The 26,451-nt window shown below is 66.7% G+C and carries 22 protein-coding genes; 9 read left to right on the top strand and 13 right to left on the bottom strand.

Translation table 11 applies throughout. The features are described from left to right. Positions 1–324: 324 nt before the first annotated feature. The 3 genes from RCH15_RS06275 to RCH15_RS06265 are packed head-to-tail and all read right to left on the bottom strand — an operon-like array spanning position 325 to position 4,004. Positions 325–1,239 (bottom strand): MaoC family dehydratase, encoded by a 915-nt coding sequence (locus tag RCH15_RS06275; protein ID WP_326959134.1) that lies wholly within the window; start codon positions 1,237–1,239, stop codon positions 325–327. Then, complete coding sequence (locus RCH15_RS06270; protein ID WP_326959132.1) at positions 1,236–2,576, bottom strand: 3-oxoacyl-ACP reductase; 1,341 nt, start codon at positions 2,574–2,576, stop codon at positions 1,236–1,238. The genes RCH15_RS06275 and RCH15_RS06270 overlap by 4 nt, the downstream gene beginning before the upstream one ends. A gap of 9 nt (positions 2,577–2,585) precedes the next feature. Next, positions 2,586–4,004: an acetyl-CoA C-acetyltransferase gene (locus RCH15_RS06265; protein ID WP_326959130.1), complete on the bottom strand. Its 1,419-nt coding sequence runs from the start codon at positions 4,002–4,004 to the stop codon at positions 2,586–2,588. A gap of 68 nt (positions 4,005–4,072) precedes the next feature. Here RCH15_RS06265 and RCH15_RS06260 point away from each other — a divergent pair, with 68 nt between their 5' ends. Together RCH15_RS06260 and RCH15_RS06255 are read left to right on the top strand one after the other, a co-directional pair. Continuing rightward, entirely contained in the window at positions 4,073–4,858 is a 786-nt protein-coding gene (locus RCH15_RS06260) for a TetR/AcrR family transcriptional regulator (protein ID WP_326959128.1), read from the top strand. Then, a complete protein-coding gene (locus tag RCH15_RS06255) occupies positions 4,855–6,984 on the top strand; it encodes an acyl-CoA dehydrogenase family protein (protein ID WP_326959126.1) in 2,130 nt (709 codons plus the stop codon). Before RCH15_RS06260 ends, RCH15_RS06255 begins: the two co-directional genes overlap by 4 nt. Positions 6,985–7,075: 91 nt before the next feature. Here the strand turns inward: RCH15_RS06255 and glgA are convergent, their stop codons facing one another. After that, positions 7,076–8,281, bottom strand: coding sequence for a glycogen synthase (glgA, locus tag RCH15_RS06250; protein ID WP_326959123.1), 1,206 nt, complete (start codon positions 8,279–8,281; stop codon positions 7,076–7,078). A 95-nt stretch (positions 8,282–8,376) separates the two neighbouring features. Between glgA and glgC the strand changes: the two genes are divergently transcribed. The 3 genes from glgC (at position 8,377) to RCH15_RS06235 (ending at position 11,899) form a co-directional block, all read left to right on the top strand. Further along, positions 8,377–9,798, top strand: coding sequence for a glucose-1-phosphate adenylyltransferase (gene glgC / locus RCH15_RS06245; protein ID WP_326959151.1), 1,422 nt, complete (start codon positions 8,377–8,379; stop codon positions 9,796–9,798). A 63-nt stretch (positions 9,799–9,861) separates the two neighbouring features. Beyond that, a complete protein-coding gene (locus RCH15_RS06240) occupies positions 9,862–11,325 on the top strand; it encodes an SDR family NAD(P)-dependent oxidoreductase (protein ID WP_326959121.1) in 1,464 nt (487 codons plus the stop codon). 103 nt (positions 11,326–11,428) lie between these two features. Continuing rightward, entirely contained in the window at positions 11,429–11,899 is a 471-nt protein-coding gene (locus tag RCH15_RS06235; RefSeq protein ID WP_326959119.1) for a pyridoxamine 5'-phosphate oxidase family protein, read from the top strand. A gap of 45 nt (positions 11,900–11,944) precedes the next feature. Here the strand turns inward: RCH15_RS06235 and RCH15_RS06230 are convergent, their stop codons facing one another. Beyond that, positions 11,945–12,397, bottom strand: coding sequence for a universal stress protein (locus tag RCH15_RS06230; protein ID WP_326959117.1), 453 nt, complete (start codon positions 12,395–12,397; stop codon positions 11,945–11,947). 368 nt (positions 12,398–12,765) lie between these two features. Between RCH15_RS06230 and RCH15_RS06225 the strand changes: the two genes are divergently transcribed. Further along, complete coding sequence (locus RCH15_RS06225; RefSeq protein ID WP_326959115.1) at positions 12,766–13,494, top strand: response regulator transcription factor; 729 nt, start codon at positions 12,766–12,768, stop codon at positions 13,492–13,494. Here RCH15_RS06225 and RCH15_RS06220 read toward each other — a convergent pair. After that, on the bottom strand, positions 13,491–15,191 hold the full coding sequence (locus RCH15_RS06220) for a GAF domain-containing sensor histidine kinase (RefSeq protein ID WP_409017174.1): 1,701 nt from the start codon (positions 15,189–15,191) through the stop codon (positions 13,491–13,493). The two genes, RCH15_RS06225 and RCH15_RS06220, sit on opposite strands and share 4 nt — an antisense overlap. 168 nt (positions 15,192–15,359) lie before the next feature. Between RCH15_RS06220 and RCH15_RS06215 the strand changes: the two genes are divergently transcribed. Then, the gene (locus RCH15_RS06215) at positions 15,360–15,848 is read left to right on the top strand and encodes a pyridoxamine 5'-phosphate oxidase family protein (RefSeq protein WP_326959111.1); all 489 of its coding nucleotides are present in this window, start codon (positions 15,360–15,362) and stop codon (positions 15,846–15,848) included. Between the two features lie 32 nt (positions 15,849–15,880). Here RCH15_RS06215 and RCH15_RS06210 read toward each other — a convergent pair whose 3' ends face one another. The 3 genes from RCH15_RS06210 to RCH15_RS06200 all read right to left on the bottom strand — a co-directional run bounded on the left by RCH15_RS06210 (position 15,881) and on the right by RCH15_RS06200 (position 19,287). After that, on the bottom strand, positions 15,881–16,732 hold the full coding sequence (locus tag RCH15_RS06210; protein ID WP_326959109.1) for a transglutaminase family protein: 852 nt from the start codon (positions 16,730–16,732) through the stop codon (positions 15,881–15,883). Then, on the bottom strand, positions 16,729–17,655 hold the full coding sequence (locus RCH15_RS06205; protein ID WP_326959108.1) for an alpha-E domain-containing protein: 927 nt from the start codon (positions 17,653–17,655) through the stop codon (positions 16,729–16,731). The genes RCH15_RS06210 and RCH15_RS06205 overlap by 4 nt, the downstream gene beginning before the upstream one ends. Positions 17,656–17,730: 75 nt before the next feature. Beyond that, positions 17,731–19,287 carry a circularly permuted type 2 ATP-grasp protein gene (locus tag RCH15_RS06200; RefSeq protein ID WP_326959106.1) on the bottom strand — a complete coding sequence of 519 codons (1,557 nt, stop codon included), beginning with the start codon at positions 19,285–19,287 and terminating at the stop codon, positions 17,731–17,733. A gap of 237 nt (positions 19,288–19,524) precedes the next feature. On the opposite strand from RCH15_RS06200, the gene RCH15_RS06195 reads away from it, so the two are divergent. Both RCH15_RS06195 and pepN read left to right on the top strand, forming a co-directional pair. Next, positions 19,525–20,502, top strand: coding sequence for a YeiH family protein (locus RCH15_RS06195; protein ID WP_326959149.1), 978 nt, complete (start codon positions 19,525–19,527; stop codon positions 20,500–20,502). A 4-nt stretch (positions 20,503–20,506) separates the two neighbouring features. After that, positions 20,507–23,122, top strand: coding sequence for an aminopeptidase N (gene pepN / locus RCH15_RS06190; protein WP_326959104.1), 2,616 nt, complete (start codon positions 20,507–20,509; stop codon positions 23,120–23,122). A 43-nt stretch (positions 23,123–23,165) separates the two neighbouring features. Here pepN and RCH15_RS06185 read toward each other — a convergent pair whose 3' ends face one another. The 4 genes from RCH15_RS06185 to RCH15_RS06170 form a co-directional block, all read right to left on the bottom strand. Then, the gene (locus tag RCH15_RS06185; protein ID WP_326959102.1) at positions 23,166–24,272 is read right to left on the bottom strand and encodes a lipoate--protein ligase family protein; all 1,107 of its coding nucleotides are present in this window, start codon (positions 24,270–24,272) and stop codon (positions 23,166–23,168) included. A gap of 120 nt (positions 24,273–24,392) precedes the next feature. Then, positions 24,393–24,650, bottom strand: a complete 258-nt coding sequence (locus tag RCH15_RS06180; protein ID WP_024365679.1) for a type B 50S ribosomal protein L31 — start codon at positions 24,648–24,650, stop codon at positions 24,393–24,395. A gap of 162 nt (positions 24,651–24,812) precedes the next feature. Beyond that, positions 24,813–25,631 (bottom strand): TrmH family RNA methyltransferase, encoded by an 819-nt coding sequence (locus RCH15_RS06175; protein ID WP_326959098.1) that lies wholly within the window; start codon positions 25,629–25,631, stop codon positions 24,813–24,815. A gap of 31 nt (positions 25,632–25,662) precedes the next feature. Next, the gene (locus RCH15_RS06170; protein ID WP_326959096.1) at positions 25,663–26,448 is read right to left on the bottom strand and encodes a sulfite exporter TauE/SafE family protein; all 786 of its coding nucleotides are present in this window, start codon (positions 26,446–26,448) and stop codon (positions 25,663–25,665) included. Positions 26,449–26,451: the final 3 nt, after the last annotated feature.

Here is a 26,451-nt window from a genome sequence, read left to right as displayed (position 1 = left end):
GCCGGACTCACACCAACAACCCTCGCGATCCACTCACTGGCCAGCCCCTCATCGGCCATCAGCAAAACCTGGGCCCGCTGGACCTCCCGGTGAGACGCCGTCTGAGACTTTGAAAGTGTCTCCAACAAGGCTCGCTGGGCGTCCGAGACCACCAAGGCAGGAGCAAGATTCGACATACCCCAATCTTAACAGCCAAACCTTTAACTATTTTGGAGACACACCACTAGGCTCAGGACCGCGCGGGGCCGGCGCCGCGGCACCCGCCTGGCACAGCACCGGCCGCCCCCGGAAACCCGGGGACGGCCGCAGCGGCAGGTGGTGGCTCTACGCCAGCGAGGACACCGAACCGCTGAAATGCCGGCGGCCCGAATGCGGACTCCAGGCCACGAACTCTGAACGGCTCCAGGCGCCGTCTTCGCCCTGGACCGTGCTGATATCCAGCGCTACCCGGGCCGGAAGGAAGACCGGGGCCTCGAAGGCCACATCCCAGCTGAACGCGTCGCCCTTCGCGGCGCCGACGTCGGCCAGGGCGCGGGAGGCCAGATACATGCCATGGGCGATGGAACGCCGCAGGCCGAGGGCTTTGGCACTGAGGACGCTGAGGTGGATCGGATTGAAGTCACCGGACACGGACGCATAGGCGCGCCCGGTGTCCACGCCAAGCTGCCATAACGCCGTCGGATCGGGCGGCGTAAAACGCGCCGGAGCCGGCACGCCCGAGGGTTTGTCGGTTCCGGGCAGGAACACGCCCTTGGCAAGATAGCTGGAAACGCCGCGCCAGCTGACAGCGTCCTCCCCCGAACGTCGGACCTCGGTGACGAGATCCAGCCGGGTGCCGGAGCGGTGGCCCCGCAGATTCTCCGCCCAGGCCCGAATGTCCAGCGGGTCCGTGAAATACAGTGGCGCAGACTGCACTACGTGGTTGTCCAGGTGGATCATCCCCAGCAGCGGCAGCGGAAAGTCATCCCGGTTCATCACGCTCATGGCCAGCGGAAACGCCAACGCATGGACGAACCCCCCCGGCAGGACATCGCTTGCGGTTTCGCCGATCAGGTGCTGGAACGCCGTGAGGTTTTCCACCGATGCCAGGACGCCGCGTACCTCGTGCGGCGTCTCCGGAAGCCCGGCGGCTGCGTGCGCGCCCAGCACCCTCCGGCGTGCAGCGGTGGCCGCCGCGTTGACATACAGTTTCGACAAGGACGGCATCTCGCTCAGGATGACCGGGGGCGACGGCGTCATGCTCCCACCAGGTTCTGCCCGCACACCCGCAGCACCTCGCCGGATATGCCCCCGGCCGCGTCGCTGGCCAGGAATGCGATGGCCTCGGCGACGTCGTCTGGCTGGCCGCCCTGCTGGAGCGAGTTCAGCCGGCGGGCCACCTCACGGGTAGCGAAAGGAATCTTCGCGGTCATCTCCGTTTCGATAAAGCCCGGAGCCACCGCGTTGATGGAGCCGCCGTGCTCGCCGAGCAGTGGTGCCGTGGCCCGGACCATGCCCATGACACCGCCCTTGGAAGCGGCATAGTTGGTCTGGCCCCGGTTCCCGGCGATCCCGCTGGTGGAGGCGACCGAGACGATCCGCGGTGAACTCCGGAAATGCTCCGAGGCCAGCAGGGCCGCGTTGATCCGCAGCTGGGCGGCAATGTTGACGGCGATGACGGATTTCCAGCGGCCCTGGTCCATGTTGGCGAGCAGCTTGTCCCGGGTGATGCCGGCGTTGTGGATGACGATGTCCAGCCGGCCGTGGCGTTCCACGGCGTGATCGATGATCCGTTGCCCGGCGTCTTCCCGGCTGATGTCCAGTTGCAGGGCGGTGCCGTGCACCTCGTTGGCCACCGCTGCGAGGTGGTCTCCGGCGGCCGGGATATCGACCACGACGACCCTCGCTCCGTCGCGGCGCAGCGCGCGGGCGATGGCAGCACCGATTCCGCGGGCGGCTCCGGTGACCACGGCAACCTTTCCAGCCAGGGGCTGATCGGCATCGGCCGGCAGCCGCCCGGCGTCCGAGGATACCGTGAGGAACTGCCCGTCGATAAACGCGGACCGGCCGGAGAGGAAAAACCGGAGCGCGCCAAGAGTGCTGGGGCTCGTGGCGGTGGCGCCGTCGGCGAGCAGGATGCCGTTGGCGGTGGCACCGGCACGGAGCTCTTTCGCGAGTGAGCGCAGGAGCCCGTCCACGCCCTGTCGGGCTGCCGCGGCAGCGGGGTCCGCGCTGTCCGCAGCGCTGCGCGAGACCGTGATCACCCGGGAGTTCGGAGCAAGGTCCCGCAGCGATGTGGCGGCGGTGAGGACGGGCTTCTCCAGGTCTTCGGGCCGGGTCAGCTCGTCCAGCACAAGAATGATGGCGCCGAGCTTCTCCTTAGGCACGGCGTGGCGGCGCACATCGAGGTTCCAGGACAGCAGGGTCGCGGCGAGCCGATCGGCGCCGCTGCCGCCTCCTTGAACCAGGATGGGTCCACTGATAAGCGGCTGGCCCGGGTGGTGGCGGCGCAGCACCACCGGCTGGGGCAGCCCGAGCTTCCTGGCGAGATCGCGGCCGAGTCCCCGGCTCACCAGTGCGGTGTATTTGTCAGTCATGGAACTCTCCTAGCTGGCTTCAAGAATGGCGACGACGCCCTGGCCGCCGGCGGCGCAGATGGAAATGAGCCCGCGGGCCGGACGGCCGTTGATGCTGCCCTTGGCGTGCAGCATCTTCGCGAGCGAGGCGGCGATGCGTCCGCCGGTAGCCGCGAACGGGTGGCCCGAGGCAAGGGACGAGCCGTTGACGTTGAGCTTGGAGCGGTTGATGCTGCCGAATGCTCCAGCCAGGCCCAGCCGGGTGCGGCCGAATTCCTCGTCCTCCCAGGCGGCGAGGGTGCTGAGTACGGTCCCGGCAAAGGCCTCGTGGATTTCGAAGAAGTCGATGTCGTCAAGGCTGAGACCATTGCGGGCCAGCAGGCGCGGCACAGCGAACGCGGGTGCCATCAGCAGCCCGTCCTTGCCGTGCACGAAATCGACCGCTGCCGCCTCGCCGTCAACCACGGTGGCCAGCTTGGGCAGGTCATGGGCGTCGGCCCACGCCTCCGAGGCGAGCAGGACGGTGGACGCGCCGTCCGTGAGCGGAGTGGAGTTGCCAGCCGTCATGGTCGCTTCGGCACCCAGATTCTTGCCGAACACGGGCTTGAGCGTGGCCAGCTTTTCCAGGCTGGTGTCGGCGCGCAGGTTGGAGTCACGGGTGAGGCCGCGGTAAGGGGTCAGCAGGTCATCGAAGAAGCCGGCATCGTAGGCTGCGGCGAGGTTGCGGTGGCTGTGAAAGGCCAGTTCGTCCTGCGCCTCACGGGTAATCTTCCACTGCGCGGTGGTCAGGGCCTGGTGCTCCCCCATGGACAGTCCCGTGCGCGGTTCTCCCGTGCTGGGAGCGTCGGGGGTGAGGTCTTTGGGCCGGAGGCGGGCCAGGACCTGGAGCCGCTGCGGCAATGTTTTGGCCCGGCTAAGGTCCAGGAGCACTTCGCGCAGGCCCTCGCTGACGGCGATGGGGGCATCAGAGGCGGAGTCGACGCCGCCGGCGATGGCGGAGTCGATCTGGCCGAGCTTGATCTTGTTGGCCAGGCCCAGGACCGTTTCCAACCCGGTCGCGCAGGCCTGCTGCAGGTCATAGGCCGGGGTTTCGGCGGACAGTGCGGAGCCGAGCACGGCCTCACGCGTCAGGTTAAAGTCACGGGAGTGCTTGAGCACGGCACCGGCGGCGACTTCGCCGATGCGCTCGTCCTGCAAACCGAACCGGGCGATGAGACCGTCGAGGGCTGCGGTCAGCATGTCCTGGTTGGAGGACTTCGTGTAGGCACCCCCGGACCGGGCAAACGGAATGCGGTTGCCGCCGACGATGACCGCCCTGCGAAGCCGCGGTCCGGCGGAGGTGGCTGCCGGAGTGCCCTCCGCAGTGTCCTGGCCGGCGTTCTCTGCCGGCGCAGGGACAGTCGGGCTCGATTCCTTCGGTCCAAGTGCGGACTTTCCGTGGACGGACATGGGCTGTCTCCTTTGATCAAAGCGGGTTACCGATACCCAGCGTACCTGATACGCTGGGTATCGTGAACATGCCCCAGACTGAAATTTCCGGCGGCGCGCCGGCCGGTTCCCCTGTCTCCAGTGGCGGCAGTGTGGACGGGCGCGCCTCGCGCTGGCAGTCCCATCGTGAAGAGCGTCGCCGGGAGCTGATTAAATCGGCCCGCAAGGCGGTGCACCGGCTCGGAAGCGACGCCTCCATGGAGGACATAGCCGCCGCAGCGGGGACCTCCAAGTCAGTGTTCTACCGGTACTTCGGCGATAAGGCGGGCCTGCAGCAGGCTGTGGGCCAGGTAGTGCTGAGTCAGATGCAGCGCCGCATCCAGGAAGCCGCCCAAAGCGCCCAGACTCCCCGCGAGGGACTGCTGGCGATGGTCTCCGCCTACCTGCAGATGGCCGAAACCAGTCCCAACGTCTACAGCTTCGTCACCCGCTACACTCCCGGCGACGCGGAAGCCGCCGGCGCCGGCCTCACCACGGCCGGTCCACTGGGCCATTTTTTTGCCGCCATCAGCGACATGATCGCCCGGCCCATGCGGAACCACCTCGGCGATTCCGCCGGCCGGGAGGCAGTGATCGGCTTCTGGCCGAATGCCGCCATCGGCATGGTCCGAAATGCCGGCGAGCAATGGCTCGCAAGTCCGGCCTCGCCCGCCAAGCCCGGGCAGGAGGCCATGGCACGCCAGATCACTGACTGGCTCTGCCTGGGCATCGCCCCCGAACTCCGCGTGGCAGCCCCGGACCCGGCATCCCCGAACTCCACCGGAACGATCCCCACAGCCCCGACCTTGTCAGAACCAACGAAGGAATCGACATGACCGAACTAGCCCACCGCACCGCAGGCTCCGCACAGGCCACCCCGGCTCCGGCCACCCTCCGCCCGGGGGCCCCAACCGGCGCAACGGAACCCGTCGTCGACGTAGCAGAGCTGGGCGAGTTGCTGCTGGGCAAGTGGGCGGACACCCGCCGCACCGCGCGGGCGCTTGCAGGACGCCCGGAACTGCACAAGACAGAGGGCCTGACCCACACCGAGCACCGCCGGCGCGTCTTCGGCCAGCTAAAAATCCTCGTCGAAAACGGCGCCGTGCACCGCGCCTTCCCTGCGGAGGTCGGCGGCGCGGACGAGCACGGCGGCAACGTGGCCGGCTTCCAGGAACTCGTCATCGCCGACCCCTCCCTGCAGATCAAGGCCGGCGTGCAATGGGGCCTGTTTGGCTCCGCCGTGAGCCACCTGGGTACCGCCGAACACCACCGGAAGTGGCTGCCGGGCATCATGAACCTGGACATACCGGGCTGCTTCGCCATGACGGAGACGGGGCACGGCTCCGACGTCGCCAGCATCGCCACCACCGCCACGTACGACCCCGCCACCGAGGAATTCGTGGTGCACACTCCCTTCCGCGCGGCGTGGAAGGACTACATCGGGAACGCCGCCGTGGACGGCCTCGCCGCCGTCGTGTTCGCCCAGCTGGTCACGCGGGGCGTGAACCACGGCGTTCATGCCTTCTACATGGACCTCCGCGATCCGGACACCAAGGAATTCCTGCCCGGCATCGGAGGCGAGGACGACGGAGTCAAGGGCGGACTGAACGGCATCGACAACGGCCGGCTGCACTTCACCCAGGTCCGGATCCCCCGCACCCATCTGCTGAACCGCTACGGCAACGTCGACGCCGACGGCAGCTACAGTTCCCCCATCGCCAGCCCTGGCCGGCGGTTCTTCACCATGCTCGGCACCCTCGTCCAAGGCCGCGTTTCGCTCGACGGCGCGGCCGTCACCGCCTCGAAACTGGCCCTGAAGACGGCGATCCAGTACGCCACGGAACGCCGGCAGTTCAATGCCTCCTCGCCCACTGAGGAGGAAGTGCTGATGGACTACCAGCGCCACCAGCGCCGGCTGCTGACCCGGCTCGCCACCACCTACGCCGCGGGATTTGCCAGTGAGCAGCTGCTGCAGAAGTTCGACGACGTCTTCTCCGGCCGTGCCGACACCGACGAGGACCGGCAGGACCTGGAAACCCTTGCGGCTGCCCTCAAGCCGCTCAGCACCTGGCACGCACTCGACACCTTGCAGGAGTGCCGTGAGGCGTGTGGCGGCGCCGGATTTCTGATCGAAAACCGCTTTGCGTCGCTGCGCGCCGACCTCGACGTCTACGCCACCTTCGAAGGCGACAACACCGTGTTGCTGCAGCTGGTTGCCAAGCGGCTGCTGGCCGATTACGCCAAGGAATTCCGCACAGTGAACTTCGGCGTGCTGGCGCGCTACGTCGTGGGACAGGCGACCGGTGCCGCGATCCACCGGACCGGATTGCGCGGCGTCGCCCAGTTCATGGCGGACACCGGTTCGGCGCAGAAGGCAGCCATCGCCATCAAGGACGAAGCAAGCCAGCGCGCACTGTTGACCGACCGGGTGCAGACCATGGTCGCCGACGTCGGCTCGGCACTCAAGGGCGCGAATAAGCTGCCGCAGCAGCAGGGCGCTGCCCTGTTCAACACCCACCAGAACGAACTCATCGAAGCCGCCCAGGCCCACGCCGAACTGCTGCAGTGGGAAGCCTTCACCGAGGCGTTGGGCAAGGTCACGGACCCGGGCACCAAGAAAGTGCTCACCTGGCTGCGGGACCTCTTCGGCCTCTCGCTGATCGAGGAGAACCTCTCCTGGTACCTGATGAATGGCAGGATCTCCATGCAGCGTGCCCGGACCGTGGGCGGCTACATCAACCGTCTGCTCACCAAGATCCGCCCGCACGCCCTGGACCTGGTGGACGCCTTCGGGTTCGGCCCGGAGCACCTCCGTGCCGAAATCGCCTCAGGCGCTGAGAGGGGACGCCAGGACGAGGCGCGGGATTACTTCCGCAGCCAGCGTGCCAGCGGTGATGCCCCGGTGGACGAAAAAACCCTGCTGGCTCGCAAGGGCCACGGAACGAAGACGGCCAGGGCCTGACCCCGGATAAGGACAAACAACGACGGCGCCGCCCCTTTTCGGGGCGGCGCCGTCGGCGGCTGTTCCGGGGGTGCCGGGATACAAGCCGGGATCAGGAGCCTGCGGGAAGCACCGAGCGGTAGACCTCAAGAGTGGTTTCGGTGATGGATTCCCAGGAGAAATGTTCCTCAGCACGGCGGCGGCCGGCCTGGCCCATGGCACGGGCCCGGGCGGGATCGGATACCACCTCGGTCAGTGCGGCGGCGAACTCGGTGACGAACTTCTCCGGGTCCAGCGGGGTGCCGGTGCCGTCCGTGACCTGCTCAATGTCAACGAGCAATCCGGTCTCACCGTGTTGGACCACCTCGGGGATGCCGCCGGTGGCACTGGCCACGACGGCCGCTCCGCACGCCATCGCCTCAAGATTGACGATGCCGAGGGGCTCGTAGATGGACGGGCAGGCGAAGGCAGTGGCGTGGCTGAGGACCTGGATCAGCTCATGGCGCGGCAGCATCCGTTCCACCACGATCACCCCGCTGCGCTGGGTCTGCAATTCCCCGATGAGGCGCGCCGTTTCGGCCGCGAGCTCCGGGGTGTCGGCGGCTCCGAGGCATAGAACCAGCTGAACGTCCGCCGGCAACTTGGCGGCTGCGCGCAGCAGGTAAGGCACGCCCTTCTGCCGGGTGTTGCGGCCCACGAACACCACGCTGGGCCGCTCCGGGTCGATGCCCAGCGCACGGACCACGTCGTCGTTCTCATCGCGGTTCCACAGGCTCACGTCAATGCCGTTGTGCACCACCTTGACCTTGGCGGGGTCCACCTCGGGGTAACTGCGCAGGATGTCCTGACGCATGCCCTCGGACACGGCGATGATGGCCGCAGCCGCCTCGTAGGCGGTCTTTTCCACCCAGGACGACAAGGCGTAGCCGCCGCCGAGCTGCTCGGCCTTCCACGGGCGCAACGGTTCCAGGCTGTGGGCGCTGAGAACATGCGGAATCCCGTGGAGCAGGGAGGCGATGTGACCGGCCATATTGGCGTACCAGGTGTGTGAATGGACCACGTCCGCGCCGGCGATGTCCGGAACGATCCGCAGGTCCACCCCCAGGGTCTGCAGCGCGGCGTTCGCCCCGCCGAGGTCCTCCGGTACGGCGTAGGACGTCACCGTCGCACCGTGGTATCCGGGCTCTCGGGCGGCGCCGAAAGCGCGGACCTGCAGATCCACGTGCTGGGCGAGCACCCGGCTAAGTTCGGCCACATGGACCCCGGCGCCGCCATAAATCTCGGGCGGGAATTCTTTAGTCACAATGTCTATACGCACAAACCCCAAGGTAGTCGTTACGGTGGAACTGATCTAGTGTGAAGACGTTCGGGCGTGCCGGACTGTTTGGGGTAGTACAAAGGCGTTCAGGAGCGATCACCATGCCGAATAAGAAAGTTCTGGCCATAGTCCTTGCCGGTGGCGAGGGAAACCGGCTCATGCCACTGACGGCGGACCGGGCCAAACCTGGCGTGCCCTTCGCTGGCAATTACCGGTTGATTGACTTCGCGTTATCGAACCTGGTCAATTCCCGCTACCTGCAGATCGTCGTTCTCACGCAATACAAGTCCCACAGCCTGGACCGCCATATTTCCGAGACCTGGCGGATGTCCACCCAGCTGGGCAACTACATCGCCTCCGTCCCCGCGCAACAGCGCGTGGGCAAGAGCTGGTTCCTCGGCAGCGCCAACGCCATCTACCAGTCCCTGAACCTGATCCACGACGCGAACCCGGACATCGTCGTTGTTGTCGGTGCGGACCACGTCTACCGGATGGACTTCGGCCAGATGGTGGACCAGCACGTCGCCAGCGGTGCCAAGGCAACCGTGGCCGCCGTCCGCCAGCCGCTGCACATGGCCGATCAGTTCGGCGTGATCGAAGTGGACCCGGACAACCCTGAAAAGATCGCCGCCTTCGTCGAGAAGCCATCCTCCACGCCAGGACTGGCCGCCGATCCCACCCAATTCCTCGCGTCCATGGGCAACTACGTCTTCAACGCAGACGCGCTCGTCGAGGCCCTGCACGTCGATGCCGAACGCCTCGACACCAAGCACGATATGGGCGGGGACATCATCCCCTACTTCGTCGACCAGGGTGAGGCCGGTGTCTACGACTTCACCTTGAACCAGATCCCCGGCTCCACCGAACGGGACCGCACCTACTGGCGCGACGTCGGCACGATCGACTCCTTCTACGACGCCCACATGGACCTCATCTCGCCCGTGCCGGTGTTCAACCTTTACAACTCGGAATGGCCGATCTACACGCGCCAGACCATCTCGCCGCCGGCCAAGTTCGTCCGCGGCGAGAAAAACACCGTCGGCACGGCGCTGGATTCCATTGTTTCCAGCGGCACCGTGATCTCCGGCGGCATCGTGGAGGGTTCCGTGCTCTCCAACGACGTCTATGTCGGAACGTCCAGCCGGGTGCTCGACTCCGTGTTGATGGATAAGGTCAACATCGGTGCGGGCGCCGTCGTCAAACGCGCCATCATCGACAAGAACGTCCAGGTCCCGGCGGGAGCGGCAATCGGGCTCGACCACGAGCTTGACCGGGCCCGCGGATTCAAGGTCACCGAATCCGGCATCACCGTCCTGTCCAAGGGCCAGCACGTCCCCGAACCCGGGGACGCGGAGCGTGCCTTGTCCGCCGCCAACCTGATCCTGGTCCCCAACGCGGTCAAGGCAGCCACGGAGAACTGGCCCGCCCTGCGGGAGTCCGTGGACCGGGTCGCGGAAGTGCAGGCGGCCGCCGTGGGCGTTCCGGCCCCGACGGCAGCCGACTCCCGCCAAGCGTGAGCCGCGCGGGGAGCCCGGTGCCGGCGTCGGGCCGGGCTCCCCGCAGGCTGTAAAATTGGGGCAATGAGCTCCTCCGATGTGCCGCCTGATCTGACCCCTGAAGAAATCCGGTCCTGCCTGAAGGTCCTGAACAGCATCCACGTCTATGACGAGGAGCACCCGGACTACGTGTCGGTGCGCCGCGCCACCGGGAAGATGTTCAAGGCCGTGAAGCGCCACCGCAGGGTCAGCAAGCGGGATTTGATCGCCGACGCCGACCGTGCGGTGATCGCCCAGACCGCGACGGCGGCCCCGGACCGGATCGACGACGAGACCCGGGGCAACAAGCTGGCGCCGTCCGCCACCGGCGAGATCGCCGGGCACTTGATCAAGTCCAGGCCCTGCTACGTCTGCAAGCAGCATTACACCCAGGTCGACGCGTTTTATCACCAGCTGTGCCCGGAGTGCGCCGCCTTCAGCCACACCAAGCGCGACGCCCGGACAGACCTGACCGGACGCCGTGCCCTGCTGACCGGCGGCAGGGCGAAAATCGGCATGTACATTGCGTTGCGGCTGCTCCGCGACGGAGCCCACACCACCATCACCACACGGTTTCCCAGGGACGCCGCCCGCCGGTTCGCCGCCATGGAAGACAGCGGTGAGTGGTTGCACCGGCTGCGCATCGTCGGGATTGACCTGCGGGACCCGTCGCAAGTCATGGCACTGACGGACTCCCTGGACGCGGCGGGGCCGCTGGACATCATCATCAACAATGCCGCGCAAACGGTGCGCCGTTCGGGGAACGCGTACAAGCCGCTGGTCGACGCCGAGGACGAGCCGCTCCCCGCTGCGTTGGAGCCGGCCAACGGCGGTCCGGAACTCGTCACGTTCGGTCACGCCCACGACAAACACCCGCTGGCCCTGGCAAGTACCGTCCTGGAACACCCCGTGCTGGCCGGTGACGCGGTCACATCGCTGGCGCTGTCCACAGGCTCCGCGTCACTGGAGCGCATCGCGGCAGGCACCGCCATCGACGCCGGCGGCCTGGTCCCGGACCTGGCCAGCATCAACAGTTGGACGCAGGTGGTGGATGAGGTGGATCCCCTGGAAATGCTCGAGGTCCAGCTGTGCAACGTTACCGCGCCCTTCCTGCTGGTCAGCAGGCTGCGCGGGGCGATGAAGCGTTCCAGTGCGCGGCGGAAATACATCGTGAACGTCAGCGCCATGGAGGGCCAGTTCTCCCGCGCCTACAAGGGCCCCGGCCACCCGCACACCAACATGGCCAAGGCAGCGCTGAACATGATGACCCGCACCAGCGCCCAGGAGATGCTCGACGCGGACGGCATCCTGATGACGGCCGTCGACACCGGCTGGATCACGGATGAGCGCCCGCACTACACCAAGGTCCGGTTGATGGAGGAGGGCTTCCACGCCCCCCTGGACCTGGTCGACGGCGCCGCACGGGTCTACGATCCGATCGTGCTCGGCGAAGCCGGGGAGGACCAGTTTGGCGTTTTCCTGAAGGATTACAAGCCGAGTCCCTGGTAGGGCGGTACCCCGACAGGTGGGAGCGTCGCCACAACACTGCCGGCAGCGGCCGGGGCCCTATGGCCCTTATGGATGGCCGGCGGAGGGCGTAGCGTGGGGCCACATGAATACTGAGACGACGCCTGCCCCCGACTTCGGATTGTCCCATGACCAGTGCTGGGTGCTCCTGGACACGGAAGTTGTTGGCCGGATCGCCCTGATTGTGGACGGGCACCCAGAGATCTTTCCGGTGAACTTTGCCCTGGAGCGCCGCTCGATCGTTTTCCGCACCGCCGGAGGTACCAAACTGTGGGCCGCCATGACAACGAAACCCGTTGCGTTTGAGATTGACGGCTACGACTCCCATGAACAGCAGGCCTGGAGCGTCGTAGCCCGCGGCGAGGCCCAGCTGATCGAGGACAAGGAAGAGAAGGACGCCGTCGACGCACGCCTTCTTGAACCCTGGCAGCCCGGAAACAAGGACTACTACGTGCGGCTGACCCCCCTGGCCCTGACCGGACGCCGGTTCAAAGTCAATAATCCCGACCTCTGGAACACCCGGCTCTCCGATCCCCGCCGGAAGTCGTTCGAATAGAAGCTCGCCTGCCCGGAATACCCGCGGCCCGGGATACCTGCGAAGCTACTTGCCCGCCTTGGTTTCCGGCGTGTGAACCACCAGCACAGGGCAATGGGCATGGGCCACCAGGGCCGAGCTGACGGAACCGATCAGCATTCCGCCGAAACCGCCGTGGCCGCGGCGTCCCACTACCACCATGTCGGCATCCCGGCTGGCCTCCATCAGGGTATGCCTCGGATGCCCCTGGACGAGGCGGGTTTCGACGTTCCCCGGGGTCTGCTCCCCTAACGCCTTCTGGACGGTTTCCTGCAGGATCTCGCCGGCGCGGACGTCGAAATCGTCAATGCCCATTGCGACGTAGCCGTCGTAGACCGGCGGGACATCCCAACTGGCCAGGGCCACGAGCTTCGCGGACAGCTGTACTGCGAGATTCTGGGCCTCCCGCAAGGCCTCCACGGAGGCGTCGGAGCCGTCCACCCCCACCACAATCGTCCGGATGTCCCTGGCTTCGGTCATAACGGGTCCCTTCGTACAGTGCGTCTCGTACAGTGTGTCTCGTACAGTGCGCTTCACGCAGTGCGTCTCGTACAGTGCGTTTCACGCAGTGTGTCGACGCACGGCTCGTGCGTCCGGCCCAGAATGCCGCACCGTGGGGAAAGCGGCAAGGGCCAAAAGTCACGGGGCCACACTCCGCCCCTTGTCAGGACCTAGGTCCCTAGCCGGGCTCCCGGATGCGGAGAAGAATGGTCCTGGTTGGGAAAGAACCGGTATCTGGAGCAGACTGTGGGGACAGCTTCCGTCAGCGAGCCAACCAAGGACACTGCGGAGCCCGGTGGGGGGCTCCGCACCGTATATGGCAGCGCAGGCCGCCGGACTGGAGAATCATGATTGCCTGGGCAGACGCAGGTCTCACTGCATCCGACAAGACACCAGCGGTTATCCGGGTCTTCATCCTGGACGACCACGAACTCGTCCGGCGCGGCCTGCAGGAACTCCTCGAGGGTGAGGGGTTCCTGGTGGTGGGAAGTTCGGGTTCCGCTGTTGAGGCTACCCGCCGGATTCCCGCGCTGCATCCGGATGTCTGCGTACTCGATGCCCGCCTCCCGGACGGAACGGGAATTGAAGTCTGCCGCGACGTCCGCTCGGTGGACCCTTCCTTGAACTGCATCATCCTGACAAGTTTCGACGACGAACAGGCCCTGCGGGGAGCTGTGCTGGCTGGCGCGAGCGGCTACGTCCTCAAGGAGATCGGCGGTACCGACCTCATCGGAGCCTTGCGCCGGGCCGCCGCCGGCGAGTCACTCTTCGCGGAGGGCGTCGCCGCCGGCATTGTCGAGAGTTTAGTCAAGACCGACGACGTCGACCCCCGGACTTCCTCCCTCACACCCCAGGAGCGCCGGGTGCTGGAGTTGGTGGGCGTGGGGCTCACCAACCGCCAGATTGCCGCAGAGATGTTCCTCGCGGAAAAGACTGTCAAGAACTACGTCTCATCGCTGCTGGCCAAGCTGGGCTTTGAACGGCGGACCCAGGCTGCCGTCTTCATTGCCGGACCCGCCACGCAGGTGCCCCATGGCAGCCACTCCGACGCCCTCCACCCCCGCACTGTCCGCTAAAGCGGCACCGACCATTCGAGGCTGGTGCCGGCGTCCGGAGCGCTGGTGATAAGGCATTCACCATCCAGCATGCGTGCCCGGTCTTCCAGGTTGGCCAGGCCCCGGCGGTTTCCGGGGTCCGCGAAGCCGGCTCCGTTGTCCGTGATCACCACCGTCACCCTGCCTTTGACCACGCCTACGGAGACGGAGATGCTGTCCGCCCCCGAATGCCTGATGGCGTTGCTCAGACCCTCGGAAACCACCGCCACCACGTTGTCGGCTTTGATCGGATTGACGGCGTCCACGGGTCCGGAGAGGGTGAGGCGGGGCGTGAACGGCATGGATTTCGCCGAGCTGCGCGTCACCCGCCGGATCCGTCCGCTGAGCAGTTCCGTGTCGCCGCTGCTCGTTTTGAGCGAATAGATGGTGTCCCGCAGGCTGCGAATCGCTTCGTCCAGCTCCCCGGTGATGTTGCGGATCCGTTCGGTGGCGAGCTCGTCCTTCGTGAAGCGGGTGAGGCTCTGGACACTCAGCCCGGCCGCGAACAACCGCTGGATGACGAGGTCGTGCAGGTCGCGGGCAATCCGGTCCCGGTCGGTGAACACCAGCAGTTCCTCGCGGAGCCGGTGGACGCGGGCAAGCTCAAGGGCCAGGGCCACGTGGGAACCAAAAACAGCCCCCATTTCGATGTCCGTCCGTGAGTAGTGGAGCGCGTCGGCATCCCGGGCCAGCAGCAGGAGGCCATGGTGTGCTCCCTGGGTGCTGAGCGCCACCGCCAGCAGCGGTCCGGTGATCGCGCCGTCGATCGTCCCGAACAGTGCGGAGGCGCTGTCGAGCACAACGGGCTCACCGCCGTCGAGGACACTTTCCAGCAGCGGCGAATCCAGCGCCAGCGTCCGGCCGGAAAACAGCGAGCTGTTCTGACCTGCCGCTCCGGCAACCACGTGGCCGTGGCCGTCGGTGCCGGGCGCCACAATCAGTGCGAGCTGGGAGCCCGACTCCTGAAGTGCCCGGTTCGCGATGGGATCCAGCCCGCCGGCGGTGTAGTCCCGGTCGGTGCTGAGCATCAGTCCGGAGACGTCCATGCACGCTTCCAGCCATCGGGCCCGGCGTCGGGCGTCGTCGTAGAGTCTCGCGTTCTCGATGGCCACCCCCGCGGCGGCAGCCAGGGCCACGGCCAGCCCTTCGTCTTCGGCGGTGAAGTCGCTGCCGTCTTCTTTCTCCGTCAAGTAAAGGTTGCCGAACACCACATCCCGGACGCGCACGGGGACGCCGAGGAAGGACTTCATGGGCGGGTGGTTCGCGGGGAAGCCGTAGGCTTCGGGATGGTTGCGCAGGTCGTGGAGGCGGAGGGGCCGGGGATCGGAAATCAGCAATCCGAGGACGCCGTGGCCGGTGGGCAGCGGCCCGATCCGGTGCGCCAGTTGTTCGTCGATGCCGACGCTGATGAAGTGGCTGAGTGCCTGGTCATCGCCGATGAGGCCCAAAGCGCCGTACCGGGCCCGAAGCAGACGGCAGCCGGACTGCACTACGCGTTCCAGCACGGCGTCCAGGCTGAGGTCCTCGGCCACGGCGACCACGGCCTCCAGCAGCCCGGCCATGCGTTCCTGCGACTGGAGCAGTTCCTCGGCCCGGGACACAAAACCTTTGAGCACACCGTCGATCATTGGCTGTTGCTCAATGGCGGTGTAGTCCGGGCGTTCCCCCATTGAATGCATGCTCATGGCCCCAATTCGATCCATCGAAGACAACGATCGTCCGCGCTGACGATTGATGCCAGACTACCCCCGATGCGGGTACAAAGACCCGGTGGGCCGGATGATATTACGCCCGATTGTGACCTTTTGCCCTACCTGCGGCCGCCGGGCCGGCGTAGGCTCCCGGACATGAGCACTGATTCGACTCCGGGGAAACACCAGCCGGCACATGAAGTTGAGAACCTGGACCACCACGAATGCTGGCGGTTGTTACGCGGCGTCACCGTCGGCAGGCTTGCCGTATGGGTGGATGACCACCCCGACATCTTTCCGATCAATTACAAGGTGGACCACGGCACGCTGGTGTTCCGCACGGCGGAAGGCACCAAACTGCAGGCGGCCACCAGTGACACCCCCGTGGCGGTGGAGGCCGACGGCGTGGACGCCGACACCGGCATTGCGTGGAGTGTGGTGATCAAAGGGCAGGCAGCGCCGGTGCAGAACCAGCAGGAAATTTTGGACACAGTGGGCCTGTTGTTGTTCCCGTGGCAGGCCGGCAAGAAAGAGCACTTTGTCCGGATCACCCCGGACACCGTGACCGGCCGCCGCTTCAAGGTGGTGCCGCCACTCACCTGGTGGACACCCCTGGATGACGCCACCCGTTCCGGGCTCGAATAACGCCTGCTAATCCCGGCGCCGGCAGATCAGGGTCAGGCGAGACGGGTGATCTCTACGGCCACGCTGAGCGCTGAGCCGCCGCCGCCGGAGAGGATCCCCTTCAGCGGCGGTACGTCGCGGTAGTCGCGGCCCCTCGCCACGGTCACGTGGAAGTCGCCGGCCGGTTTGTGGTTGGTCGGGTCCCAGCTGCGCCATTCGCCGTCCCACCACTCCAGCCATGCGTGGGACTGCCCTGCCACTGTCTCGCCGAGTTCCGCAGAAGACCGGGGGTGCAGGTACCCGGATACGTACCGCGCCGGGATGCCGAGGCTGCGCAGCGCGCCGATGGCGAGGTGCGCCAGGTCCTGGCAGACACCCTGGCGCTGGTTCCATGCTTCCTCTGCGTTGGTGGTGACTCCGGTGGAGCCCGCCATGTAGGACATTTCACCGCGCATCCAGTCAAAGACCGCCAGAGCCGCCTCGTGCGGACTGCGGCCGCTAACGACGCCGGGGATGATTCCGAGCACCTCGGTGCCGGGCCCGGTGAGTTGCGACTGCGGAATCCAGTCGCTGAACGTGTTGACGGTCTCCGCGGCCCCCAAAGCGTCCCAGGTGACGATGTCCGTCTCCGCCGGGATGCGCTCCACCCGGTGCACCTCAACGGTGGTGGTGGAGAGGACCTCCAGGTGCTCGTGCGGCATCTGCATGTCGAACGCCGTGACCCGGGTTCCCCAATAGTCCCGGTAGCTGCTGAGGGCAGCCTGGGACGGGGAGACCTTCAGCGAGGACTCCAGGACCACCTGCTGGGGGTCCGTCAGGGGGGTCATGCGGGCCTCGTTGTAGGAGAGCGTGACGCGCTTGTTGTACTTGTACGCGGTCTTGTGGATGATGCTGAGCCGGGTCATGAAACTTCTCCCACCCAGGCCAGTTCGTCTGCCTGATTGAAGTACTTACGGGAAATGGCATCCGACGCCTGGGAGACGGCCTTCTGCACGCGCTCCATGTGCTCCGGAAGTTCAGACATGAGGTCCTCGGTGCGGTGAAACTCCAGGAAAGTGCGGGCCTGGCCCACGATCCGGCGGGCGTCGTTGATGAAGCCGACGCGCTGGGCCGACGGGTCCAGCTTGGCAAGGCAATCGTCGGCGTCCCGCAGTGCATACACGATGGACCGCGGAAACAGCCGGTCCAGGAGCAGGAACTCGGCGGCGTGCTGGTCGCCGAAGGCCGCCCGGCGGGTCCGCAGAAACGATTCGTACGCCCCGGCGCACCGGAGCATGTTCACCCAGGACATGCCGGCGGAAAGGACATCCCGGGTCGAGAGCATCCGCGCAGTCATGTCCGCGCGTTCCAGCGAGCGTCCCAGGACCAGGAACTGCCAGCTTTCGTCGTGGCTCACCGTGGTGTCGGCCAGGCCGCTGACCATGGCGGTGCGTTCCAGTACCCAGTTGCAGAACCGGTACGTGCCGACCACGTCCTTGCGGTGCTGGTTGAGTCCGTAGTATGTGGTGTTGAGGCTCTCCCACAGGCCGGAGGACACGGTTTCGCGGGCCCTGCGGGCGTTTTCCCGGGCAGCACCGAGGGAACCGGCAATGGAGGTGGCACTGTGTTTGTCGTACGCCAGGGCGTTGAGCAGTTCGGGGAGGCCGAAGTCCCCGCTTTGCGCCCGGGCGCCCATGACGGCCAGAAGTTCCTGCGCTACGCTGCGCTGTTCTTCCATGGGCAGGTGGTTCAGCCGTTCCAGGTGGACGTCGAGGATCCGGGCGGTACCGTCAGCCCGTTCCACGTAACGGCCGATCCAGAACAATGACTCGGCGATACGGCTAAGCATTCGCAGTTACCTCCAGCGCATCGAAATTCGAAAAAGAGCAGACCGGCGGAAAATCCGGTGGCACCGTGGTCGGGGTCATTGCTGCTGCTCCTTCTGGCTGTCGCGCCAGTTGCTCTCCACGGGCCAGACGGAGACGCGTTCCCGGACCGTGATGGCCGGGCGCGGCAGGGTCTCCACCGGCACTTCGGGGGAATCCGCCAGAACCCAGGTGTCTTTGGAACCGCCGCCCTGGCTGGAGTTCACGATCAGTGAGCCCTCCTTCAATGCCACGCGGGTCAGGCCGCCCGGCAGCACCCAGACGTCGTCGCCGTCATTGACAGCGAAGGGCCGCAGATCCACGTGCCGGGGACCGAACCTGTCGCCGCTGAGCGTGGGAACGGTGGACAGCTGCAGAACCGGCTGCGCGATCCACCCGCGCGGGTCCGCGACGACACGCTTGCGCAAGGCCTCAAGTTCGTCCCTGGAAGCATCCGGTCCGATCACCAGGCCCTTGCCGCCGGAACCGTCCACCGGCTTGACGACGAGTTCGGCCAGGCGGTCCAGGACCTCCTCCCGGGCCTCTTTCTCCTCCAGCCGGAAGGTGTCCACGTTGGCGATCACGGGTTCTTCATTGAGGTAATAGCGGATCAGGTCCGGAACGTAGCTGTAAACCAGCTTGTCATCGGCGACGCCGTTGCCCACGGCATTCGCGATCGTGACGCCGCCGGCGCGGGCCGCGTTGACCAGACCCGGGCAGCCCAGCATGGAGTCGGACCGGAACTGCAGCGGATCGAGGAACTCGTCGTCGATCCGCTTGTAGATGACGTCGACCCGCTGTTCACCGGCGGTGGTGCGCATGTAGACGCGGTTGCCGCGGCAGATCAGGTCGCGGCCTTCAACGAGTTCGACTCCCATGAGGCCGGCGAGCAGGGTGTGCTCAAAGTAGGCGCTGTTGAAAACACCCGGAGTGAGGACCACCACGGTGGGGTCGTCGACGCCGGTGGGTGCCGTCTTGCGCAGCGCCGACAGCAACCGGCGCGGATACTCCTCGACCGGCCGGATCAGCTGCTGGCCAAAGGCCTCCGGCAGCCCTTTGGCCATGGCACGGCGGTTCTCCAGGACGTAGCTGACGCCGGAAGGGACGCGGACGTTGTCTTCAAGGACCCGGAAGGTTCCGGCGGCGTCACGGACCACATCGATGCCGGAGATATGGACGCGCACACCGCCAGCCGGTTCAAAACCGTGCACCTGCCGGTGGAAGTGGGCGCTGGTGGTGACGAGCTGGCGCGGAATGACGCCGTCGGCCACCACTGTCATCTTGTCGTAGACGTCATTGAGGAAGGCCTCAAGTGCCCGGACCCGTTGCGCCACACCCTTCTCCAGTACGGACCATTCATCGGCGGGAATGACCCGGGGCACGATGTCAAGCGGAAAGGGCCGCTCCTCCCCCGCGAAGTCGAAGGTCACGCCGCGGTCCAGGAATGTCCGGGCCATGGAATCGGCGCGGGCGGTGACATCAGCAAGCGACAGTTCACGCAGTGCCCCGGCAATTTGCCCGTAGGACTCCCGGACCAGCTGCCCGGGGGTGAACATCTCGTCGTAGGCGCCGGAGCGTTCGGCGGCTACTGAGTAATCCTGGAATAGGTCTGACATGATTCCAAGACAACCACCTTTTTGTTGCGAAATCATTTCCAGCCCCGCAGGCGCGCCCGACTGAGACGGACAGTCCAGCAGCCCGGCAGCGGCGGCCTTCCGCGCGGAGGCCACCGTGGCGGTGACGGCTTTTGGGGATGGTTGCGGCAAGGTGGAGACGTGCCACCGTCCACTCCCCCACCGCCGCCAGCGCCGACCCCCGCCCCGGGCCTGCCACCGGTCGGACAGTCAGGCCTCTTGCCGGGGCTGCTGGCCGCCGCTGCCGCGGTCGTTCTGGCCCTCGCCGGCCACGCCCTGGTGCCGGCGCTGCCGGCCATGACGCTGGCCGTGGCCTTCGGGCTCCTCGCCGCGAACGTCCCCGGCCCGGCCGGCTGGGCCGCGGGGACAGGCCGCCCGGGGCTCGATTTTGCCGGTAAACGCCTGATGCGTGCCGGGATTGTCGTCCTGGGGCTGAAGATCAGCCTGGTGGACGTGCTGGGCCTCGGCTGGGGCGCGCTGCTGCTGATCGCGGGCGTCGTCCTCGCCGCTTTCGCCGGAACGTATGGCATCAGCCGGCTTTTCCGGCTGCCGCCTCAGGTGTCGCTGCTGATTGCCACCGGGTTTGCGATCTGCGGGGCCTCGGCCATCGGGGCGATGGCCGCCGTGCGCCGGATCCGTCAGCTCGACACCGTCCTTCCGGTGGCCCTCGTAACACTCTGCGGCACCCTCGCCATCGGAGTGCTGCCGCTGCTCATCCAGCCGCTGGCACTCAGTCCGGAAGTTTTCGGTGCCTGGACCGGGGCGTCGGTCCACGATGTGGGGCAGGTGGTCGCCACGGCGCAGACAGCGGGGGCATCGGCGCTCGCCGTCGCCGTCGTCGTCAAACTCACCCGCGTGATCCTGCTGGCGCCCATGGTCGCCGCCGCAGGGCTGCATCACCGCAGCCGTGCCGGGGCCGGCGACGGGTTGAAGCGGCCGCCCATCGTTCCCCTGTTTGTGCTGGGATTCATCGCTTTGGCAGCCCTGCGCACCACGGGCTGGCTCTCCCCCGCCATCCTCGACGCCGCCGCGGTGCTGCAGGACCTGGTCCTGGGCATGGCGCTGTTCGGCCTTGGCTCGGCTGTGCGGGTGCGCCACCTGCTGCACACCGGGCTGCGGGCACTGCTGGCGGCGCTGGCGTCCTGGATGCTGATTGCGGCGCTGGGCCTGGGCGCCGCGTTCCTCATGATTAGATAGCGGAGTGTCGAACCAGAACCTGCGCCGCGATGAGGCCGCCACCCGCTCCACCCTGATCACCACGCACAGCTACGACGTCTCCCTGGACGTCCGGCGGGCTGAGAATCCAAACGTTCCGGGCTACCCGAGCCGCAGCGTCATCACCTTCTCGGCCAGTGAGCCCGGCGGCTCGACGTTCCTGGATTTCATCAGCAGCGATGTGCACAGCGTCTTCCTCAACGGCAAAGGGCTCCCCGTTGCCGGCGTCGTGGACGGTTCCCGGATCCGGCTCGACAACCTCCAGGCGGAAAACCAGGTCACCGTCACGGGCACCGCGCTTTACAGCACCTCCGGGGAAGGCATGCACCGCTTCGTCGACCCGGCCGACGGCCAGTGCTACCTCTATACCCAGTACGAGCCCGCTGACGCCCGCCGGGTGTTCGCCAACTTTGAACAGCCCGACCTGAAAGCGGAATTCACCTTCCACGTGCTGGCACCGTCGGCCTGGCAGGTGTCCTCCAACGGGATCGAAACCCAGCGTACGCTCCTGACAAGCGACCCGGACACCAGCCGCTGGGATTTTGCTCCCACCAAGGCGATGTCCACCTACATCACGACGGTCCTGGCCGGCCCTTACTTCAAAGCCGAGGACTCCTGGAGCCGGACGCTCGACGACGGCACCACCCTGGACGTCCCGCTCGCCCTTTACTGCCGCAGCTCACTGGCGCCCTCCTTCGACCCGGAGGCCCTGTTCACTCTGACTAAAAACGGCCTGGACTTCTTCAATGAGCTCTTCGATTTCCCGTACCCGTGGGGAAAGTACGACCAGGCGTTTGTGCCCGAGTACAACCTCGGCGCCATGGAGAACCCCGGGCTCGTGACTTTCACCGAAAGCTACGTCTTTACCTCCCGCGCCGCCGACTCCCAGTATCAGGGCCGGGCGAACACCCTGCTGCACGAGATGGCCCACATGTGGTTCGGGGACCTCGTCACGATGCAGTGGTGGGATGATCTGTGGCTCAAGGAGTCCTTTGCCGACTACATGGGGACCCTGGCTGTGGACCGCACCACGGACTGGGCCACCGCGTGGGTGAACTTCGCCAACAACCGCAAGGCCTGGGCCTACACGCAGGACCAGCTGCCCACCACGCACCCGATCGTCGCGGATATCCCCGACCTTGAGGCCGCCAAGCAGAACTTTGACGGCATCACCTACGCCAAGGGCGCCTCGGTGCTCAAGCAGCTCGTCGCCTACGTTGGATTCGAGGCCTTCGTGGCCGGCTCCCGCCAGTACTTTAAGGACCACGCCTACAGCAACACCACCCTGGCCGAGCTGCTGGCCGCCCTCAGCACCGCCTCCGGACGGAACCTCACGGACTGGGCCCGGCAATGGCTGCAGACGTCCGGTATTTCCACCCTCAGCACCGAAATCGAGGAGCACGACGGCGTCCTGGGCACCGTCCGGGTCCGCCAGGACGCCGAGGACCCGACGACGGGCCGGCAGGAACCCCGGCCGCACCGGCTCCGGATTGGACTGTACAACTTCGACGACGCCGGTGCCCTGGTCCGCACGGACAGCGTCGAGACGGACCTCGACGGCACCTGGACCGGGGTGGCCGCGCTGTCGGGCAAGGCCCGCCCGGCGCTGCTGCTGGTCAATGACGAGGACCTCAGCTACGCCAAGGTCCGGTTGGACCCGGGCTCTGAAGCTGCTGTCCGGAGTTCCCTCAGTGCCCTCAGCGACCCGATGGCCCGCGCCCTGTGCTGGACCGCGCTCTGGAACTCGGCCCGCGACGCCGTCACCCCGGCGTCGCTCTATGTCGACGCGGTCACGCGCTTCGGACCGTCCGAGTCCGGCATCGGCGTGCTGCTGAACGTCCTGGGCAACGCCTCCACCGCGATTGAACGCTACGTTCCCGCCGCCGCCCGGGCCGGGCTCCGCTCCGGCTTCCTTAACCTCGCGGCGGATCAGCTGCAGCGGGCCGCACCCGGCTCGGACCAGCAGCTGGCGTGGGCCCGCACCCTCGCCGCGACCAGCCGCTACGACCACAGCCGCCTTGACCTGCTCCGCGGCATCCTGGCCGGCACCACTGTCATTGCCGGCCTGTCCGTCGACGCGGAGCTCCGCTGGAACCTGTGGCATGCCCTGGCCGCGAACGGGCAGGCCACCTCGGCCCAGCTCGACGCGGAGCTCGCCCTGGACAACACGGCAGCCGGCAAGTCCGGTCATGCCACCGCCCTCGCGGCCCGCCCCGACGAGGCCGTCAAGGAGGCAGCCTGGCAGGACGCGGTGCACGGCACCGCGCTGTCCAACCAGCTGCTGAGCGCCACCATTGCCGGTTTCACCACGGCCCCGGCAGCGCTGCTGCACGGCTTCGTGGACCGCTATTTCGACTGCCTCGAAGAGGTCTGGGCGGGGCGCAGCATCGAGATCGCCAGCCGGATAGTCCGCGGTCTTTACCCGTCGGGCCAGGACCTGGATGGCGGCAGTGCAGACACGCACCCAGTCATCGTCCGGACAGACCGCTGGCTGGCCGCGCATCCGGAGGCCCCGCGGGCGCTGCGCCGCATCATCATCGAACAGTGCAGCCATCTGCACCGGGCCCTCACGGCGCAGGCCCACACCGCCTCCCCGGCATAACCCGCACGAACCGACGTCGACTGCTCCGCAACGGCCCTGGCCGCTAGGGCACCCGGTGCAGCCATTCCGGGGTGCCGAACTTGGCATCGACCCGGTAGCGCGCGGCGGCGAGCTCCGCCGCGGTGAGTTCCGAGGGGGTCGCGGAATACCGTTCGGTGAAGACCTCCATCATCGTGGCAACGATGTCCGCGCGGGCCAGGCCGGTTTGCCGGCGGAGCGGGTCAACGCGCTTCTTGGCGCTCCGGGTTCCCTTGTCCGAAAGCTTTTCCTTGCCGATCCGTAAGACCTCGACCATCTTGTCCGCGTCGATGTCGTAGCTCATGGTCACGTGGTGCAACATCCCGCCGTTGGCAAGCCGCTTCTGCGCGGCGCCGCCAATCTTGCCCTGATCGGTGGCAATGTCATTGAGCGGCACGTAGAACGCGCTGATCCCCATTTTCGCCAGGGCTGCCATCACCCAGGCATCCAGGAAGCCGTAGGAATCGGCGAAGCTGATGCCGTCCACCAGGCTCTGCGGCAGGTACAGCGAGTAGGTGATGCAGTTACCGGCCTCCATAAACATCGCTCCCCCGCCGCTGACCCGGCGGACCACGCTGATTCCGTGCCGTTCCACGCCGTCCGGGTGCAGTTCGTTGCGCACGGACTGGAAACTGCCGATCACCACCGACGGTTCCTTCCAGTCCCAAAAGCGCAAGGTGGGATTGCGGCGCCCCGCCCCGACCTCTTCGGCCAGGACTTCGTCGAGCGCCACGTTGACGTGGGTGGGCAGCACGGTCGGAGCGATGATGTCCCACTCGTGGTCCGCCCAGCCGGTGGCCTTCGCCAGGGCGCGCCTGATGGTGACGGCCACGGCGTCGGCCGAAAACCCGAACAGGACAGCGTCCGCGGGGAGGGCCTCGGACACCGCGGCGGAGATCTCCGCCGCACTGGCATTCGCGGGCTGGCCGGTGAGCGCCGCATTGATCTCGGACAGCGCCTCGTCCGGCTCCAGAAAGAAGTCACCACTAAGGGAGACCTGAGCGAGTACACCGTCGGCGACGTCGAAATCGGCGACGACGAGCTTACCGCCGGGAACCTTGTACTCCCCGTGGTGGCGGGTGCCGCCGTCGTCAGAGCTGCGGGGATCAGGGGCCGGGGTGGGGGTTGTCATGGCATTAATCCTGCCACGCGGTGAGGTCCCCGTGGCGGATACCGGTGCGGTTCCGCGCAGGACGAAAAAACCCGCACCGGGAACGGTGCGGGTTTTTCAACAGACCTTGGGGAGAAGAGGTTACTTCTTGCCGCCGAAGCCCTTGAAGCGAGCGTTGAAGCGCTCGACGCGGCCTGCAGAGTCCATGATGCGCTGCTTGCCCGTGTAGAACGGGTGGGACTCGGAGGAGATTTCGACGTCGATAACCGGGTAGGTGTTTCCGTCTTCCCACTCGATGGTCTTCTTGGAAGACACGGTGGACTTGGTCAGGAACTTGACGCCGGAAGCCAGGTCGTTGAAAACAACAGCTTCGTACTTCGGGTGAGTATCAGACTTCATAATTGGGCCTTTGTTCGCACAACTGGATTTTGCCAGCTGCCAGGTATGAATGGGATGGCCGGCGGAATGCACCGGACGGCCAGCTACCCATCATAGCGGAAACGCCGGGCCTTCGCGGACTGCCGGGCGCTGCGGTCCGGCGGCGCGGGCCAGGGCTGCAGTTCAGGGCTGCAGTTCGGGCGGACGCAGTTCCCAAAAGGCGACGGCGGAGGCCGCCGCCACGTTGAGCGAGTCCACGCCGGCCCGCATGGGAATCTTCACCGCGAGGTCGACGGCGGCGAGGGTACCGGCGCTCAGGCCCGCGCCTTCGGTGCCCAGTACGAGCGCGAGCTTATCCAGCCGGCGTGCGGCCAGCTCATCGAGGTTTACGGCGCCGTCGGTGAGTTCCATGGCAGCCACAGTGAACCCGTGCCTGCGCAGCACTTCCAGGTCCCCGGGCCAGTCCTCCAGCCGGGCCCAGGGCACCTGGAACACCGTCCCCATGCTGACCCGGACGCTGCGCCGGTACAGCGGATCCCCGCAGCGCGGTGAGACGAGGACGGCATCCACGCCCAGCGCCGCGGCGGAGCGGAAGATCGCCCCGACGTTGGTGTGGTCCACGATGTCCTCAAGCACAGCCACCCTCCTGGCGCCGGCGAGGAGTTCGGCGAGCGGCACGGGCGCCGGCCGCTGCATGGCAGCCATCGCACCCCGGTGCAGATGAAAGCCGGTGATGTCCTCCAGGAGTTCGGCGGAGCCGATGTACGCCGGAACGTCCGGATACCGCGCAAAGACATCGGTGAGGTCCTCGAGCCATTTCTCGGCAAGGAAGAACGACCGCGGCCGGTGTCCGGCCGCCAGTGCCCGGCGGAGCACCCGGGAGGACTCGGCGATGTACATGCCCTCGGCCGGTTCCCGGAGCTTGCGCAAGTGCACGTCCGTCAGCTGGGTGTAGTCCGAAACCCTGGGGTCGTCGGCGGCGTTGAGGCGGTGGAAGGTCACGGGCTGGTCATTTCGGTGGCGACGGAGCGGATTATTTGAAGAGGTTGGCGATCATGAAACCCAGGGCGACGAGGCCCAGGACAAAAATCACCCCGCGCAGGACCACCGGGGACAGCCGGCGGCCCACTTTGGAGCCGACCACGCCGCCGATCAGGGAGCTGACAGCGATCAGCCCCACAACCGGCCAGTCGATCCGGCCGAAGGCGAACAGCAGGTATGAGGCTGCCGCCACAACGTTCACGCCCAGGACCAGAATGTTCTTCATGGCGTTGGCGTTCTGGATGGTCCCGGTCATAAAGATCCCCAGGATGCCGACCAGCAGGATGCCCTGGGCGGCCACGAAGTATCCGCCGTAGACGCCGGCCAGGTAGACCAGGACCACGAGAACGACGCCGTGGCGTCGGTCCCGGATGGCGTGTTCGGGGTTTTGTTCCCGGTTCCGGACCCACTGCTGCAGTTTGGGCTGGAACAGCACCATCAACAGTGCCAGCACAATCAGGGCGGGCGCGGCGTAGTGGAAGACCTTCTCGGGCAGGTGCAGCAGCAGATAAGCCCCGGTGATGCCGCCCAGCAGCGAGGCCGGCAGGAGTTTGAGGAGCTGTCTGCCGCGGCCCGTCAGTTCCTTGCGGTAGCCCCATGCTCCGGCCGCGTTCCCGGCCACCAGACCCATCGCGTTGCTGATGGAGGCGGTGACGGGCGCGTAGCCCAGGGCGATCAGGACAGGGAACGTCACCAGGGTGCCGGAACCGACAACACTGTTGATGGTGCCGGCCCACAGGCCGGCGAAGAATATGAGGACGCTATTGAAGAATTCCACGCT

Origin of the sequence: Arthrobacter sp. MP_M4, from assembly GCF_035984855.1 — a bacterium.
In the GTDB taxonomy this organism is placed as follows: Bacteria; Actinomycetota; Actinomycetes; order Actinomycetales; family Micrococcaceae; genus Arthrobacter.
This window is presented reverse-complemented; position numbering and strand designations above follow the sequence as displayed.

Coding starts and splice junctions, on each gene's coding strand:
- RCH15_RS06275 (WP_326959134.1), bottom strand. CDS start 1,239: ATGACGCCGTCGCCCCCGGTCATCCTGAGCGAGATGCCGTCCTTGTCG.
- RCH15_RS06270 (WP_326959132.1), bottom strand. CDS start 2,576: ATGACTGACAAATACACCGCACTGGTGAGCCGGGGACTCGGCCGCGAT.
- RCH15_RS06265 (WP_326959130.1), bottom strand. CDS start 4,004: ATGTCCGTCCACGGAAAGTCCGCACTTGGACCGAAGGAATCGAGCCCG.
- RCH15_RS06260 (WP_326959128.1), top strand. CDS start 4,073: ATGCCCCAGACTGAAATTTCCGGCGGCGCGCCGGCCGGTTCCCCTGTC.
- RCH15_RS06255 (WP_326959126.1), top strand. CDS start 4,855: ATGACCGAACTAGCCCACCGCACCGCAGGCTCCGCACAGGCCACCCCG.
- RCH15_RS06240 (WP_326959121.1), top strand. CDS start 9,862: ATGAGCTCCTCCGATGTGCCGCCTGATCTGACCCCTGAAGAAATCCGG.
- RCH15_RS06235 (WP_326959119.1), top strand. CDS start 11,429: ATGAATACTGAGACGACGCCTGCCCCCGACTTCGGATTGTCCCATGAC.
- RCH15_RS06230 (WP_326959117.1), bottom strand. CDS start 12,397: ATGACCGAAGCCAGGGACATCCGGACGATTGTGGTGGGGGTGGACGGC.
- RCH15_RS06225 (WP_326959115.1), top strand. CDS start 12,766: ATGATTGCCTGGGCAGACGCAGGTCTCACTGCATCCGACAAGACACCA.
- RCH15_RS06220 (WP_409017174.1), bottom strand. CDS start 15,191: ATGCATTCAATGGGGGAACGCCCGGACTACACCGCCATTGAGCAACAG.
- RCH15_RS06215 (WP_326959111.1), top strand. CDS start 15,360: ATGAGCACTGATTCGACTCCGGGGAAACACCAGCCGGCACATGAAGTT.
- RCH15_RS06210 (WP_326959109.1), bottom strand. CDS start 16,732: ATGACCCGGCTCAGCATCATCCACAAGACCGCGTACAAGTACAACAAG.
- RCH15_RS06205 (WP_326959108.1), bottom strand. CDS start 17,655: ATGCTTAGCCGTATCGCCGAGTCATTGTTCTGGATCGGCCGTTACGTG.
- RCH15_RS06200 (WP_326959106.1), bottom strand. CDS start 19,287: ATGTCAGACCTATTCCAGGATTACTCAGTAGCCGCCGAACGCTCCGGC.
- RCH15_RS06185 (WP_326959102.1), bottom strand. CDS start 24,272: ATGACAACCCCCACCCCGGCCCCTGATCCCCGCAGCTCTGACGACGGC.
- RCH15_RS06180 (WP_024365679.1), bottom strand. CDS start 24,650: ATGAAGTCTGATACTCACCCGAAGTACGAAGCTGTTGTTTTCAACGAC.